This window comes from Microbacterium sp. BF1 (genome assembly GCF_019279095.1).
GTDB classification, from domain to species: domain Bacteria; phylum Actinomycetota; class Actinomycetes; order Actinomycetales; family Microbacteriaceae; genus Microbacterium; species Microbacterium maritypicum.
Map to the genome: position 1 here is coordinate 1 of NZ_JAGYWT010000412.1, position 2201 is coordinate 2201.

3 protein-coding genes and 1 pseudogene are annotated in these 2201 nt (G+C 67.6%); 1 reads left to right on the plus strand and 3 read right to left on the minus strand.

What is annotated here, in order from left to right:
* A partial coding sequence (locus tag KZA10_RS12925) for a cell wall metabolism sensor histidine kinase WalK (protein WP_218683075.1) occupies positions 1-1202 on the minus strand: 1202 nt, incomplete at its 3' end.
* Positions 1203-1228: 26 nt separating this feature from the next.
* A pseudogene (locus KZA10_RS12930) lies at positions 1229-1510 on the minus strand (winged helix-turn-helix domain-containing protein); the annotation flags it as partial.
* Between KZA10_RS12930 and KZA10_RS12935 the strand changes: the two are divergent.
* A complete protein-coding gene (locus KZA10_RS12935; protein ID WP_308289668.1) occupies positions 1484-1687 on the plus strand; it encodes an ABC transporter ATP-binding protein in 204 nt (67 codons plus the stop codon). The pseudogene KZA10_RS12930 and the gene KZA10_RS12935 sit on opposite strands and share 27 nt — an antisense overlap.
* A gap of 25 nt (positions 1688-1712) precedes the next feature.
* Here the strand turns inward: KZA10_RS12935 and KZA10_RS12940 are convergent.
* Positions 1713-2201, minus strand: a 489-nt coding sequence (locus KZA10_RS12940) for a pentapeptide repeat-containing protein (protein WP_218683077.1), incomplete at its 5' end; no start/stop codon positions are given.

Here is a 2201-nt window from a genome sequence, read left to right on the forward strand (position 1 = left end):
CCGGCGGGCGTGTGGGTGCGGGCGTTCGCGAGCAGGTTCGCGACGACCTGATGCATGCGTCCGGCGTCTCCCACGATCGTCACGGGCTCGTCGGGCACGTCGATGTTCCAGTGGTGGTCGGCCGCGGTCGGCCGCGCGTCCGAGAGACCCTCGAGGGCCAGCTGGGTCAGGTCGACCGTGCCGTAGACCAGCTCCCGGCCCTCATCGAGACGGGCCAGCAGCAGCAGGTCCTCGACGAGCCGGGTCATCCGCAGCGACTGGGCCTGGATGCGCTCCAGCGACGACGTCGTGCTCTCGATGACCTCGGGGCGCTCCGCCTGCGGGTCCGACTGACGCAGGGCGCGCAACGACAGCTCCGAGTACCCGCGGATGGACGCGAGCGGGGTGCGCAGCTCGTGGCTGGCGTCGGCGACGAAGCGCCGCATCCGCTCCTCGTTCTTCTGACGGGAGGCGAGCGAGGTGTTCACGTGGTCGAGGAGCTTGTTCAGCGAGGCTCCGACGAGACCGGTCTCGGTGCGGGGATCGGCTTCGGACGCGGGAACGCGCTCGGTGATCGTCACCTCGCCGCGGTCCAACTGCTGATTGGCCACTCTGGTCGCCGTCAGTGCGACGGCACGGAGGGGACGCAGGCTCACGCGGATGGTGATCGCCGTGGTCAAAGCGAGCAGGATCAGACCACCGATCGTCGCGAGCGCGATCACGGTCAGCAGCTGCGTGAGCTGGTTCTGGATATCGTCGCGGGGGAGACCGGTCACCACGATCAGGCCGTTGCTCGTCGGCAGCGCCATGACGCGGTAGGAGCCGAGGTCGGTGAGGGTGACGGTCGCGACCCGGGTATCCTTCAGCGACACCGCGATCTCGGCGAGCTGGGCGCCGGTCAGCGGATCGAGCGTTCCGGCGAATTCGTCGCCGTCCTCACTCTTCGCGACCACTCCGGAGAACCCCGTGACGGGACTGGAGACGACGAAGAGAACTCCGACCGGAGGTGCGGGGCTGCTCGCGAGCACGTTCTGCGCGGTCGCCGACGATGGAGCGACAGCCTGGGAGATGCGAACCAGCTGGTGGGCGTATTCGCTCAGCTTCTGGTCGAGCTGATCTTCCATCGTCTTTCCCAGCGTCGCGCTGGTGATCACGGCGACGATGATGAGGATCAGCGACACGAACCCGATCACGGCGGTCATCAGCCGTGTCTGCAGGCTCATCGGCCTTCTCATCATCGTCGCTGAGCTCACTGCGGGGCCTTGATCATGTAGCCGACGCCGCGCACGGTGTGCAGCAGCGGCGTGCGCCCGGCATCGATCTTCTTGCGCAGGTACGAGATGTACAGCTCGACGACCGACGACTTGCCGCCGAAGTCGTAACTCCACACCCGGTCGAGGATCTGCGCCTTCGACAGCACCCGGCGCTCGTTGCGCATCAGGTAGCGCAGCAGCTCGAACTCGGTCGCGGTGAGCTCGATCTCGGTGCCGTCTCGCACGACCTCGTGGCTGTCCTCGTTGAGGGTGAGGTCGGCACGATGATCCTCGTCTCCCACGATCTCGACGTGGTCGGCGCGGTCGCCGACGAGGTGCTCGTGATGCAGGAGGGACGGATCGTCGAGCAGGGGGCGACCGTCGACGTGTTCGCCTCGCCCCAGCATCCGTTCACGCGGGAACTGCTCGACGCGAGTGGCCCCGCCGGCTTCTGATCTGCCGTCAGTCCTTGATCTGCCGTCAGTCCTTGAGCTGGATGCCGATGCCCGCCGCCAGCGCCGGGGCGAGCTGCTGCACCTGGAACGAGGTGAGGGTGGCCCCGCGGAGGCTGTGGGCGTCGAGATAGGCGACGGCGTCGAGCCCACGCAGATCCACGTCTTTCGCACGCATGCCCCGTGGGTCGACCTCGTCGCTCGATGTGGCTGTGAAGCGCACACGGGAGAGCTCGGCCTGCGGCATGTCGATGGTGCGGATGCTGCACCCCGAGATCTCGAGATCGGTGATCTTGGCCGCCCCCAGATTCAGATAGTCGATGCGCACATCCCGCAGATCGAGCTCCGAGATGAGCGCCTCGCTGAGGTCGAGAGTGCCGATACGCCCGCCGCTGATCCGCACCCGCCGCACACCGGCATCGCGCATGCGGAGCGAGGCGATGCGCACACCGGACATGTCGACGTCGACGACCGTCGCGCCGGTGAGGTCGATGGCGTCCGCGTCGGCGCTCAGGAT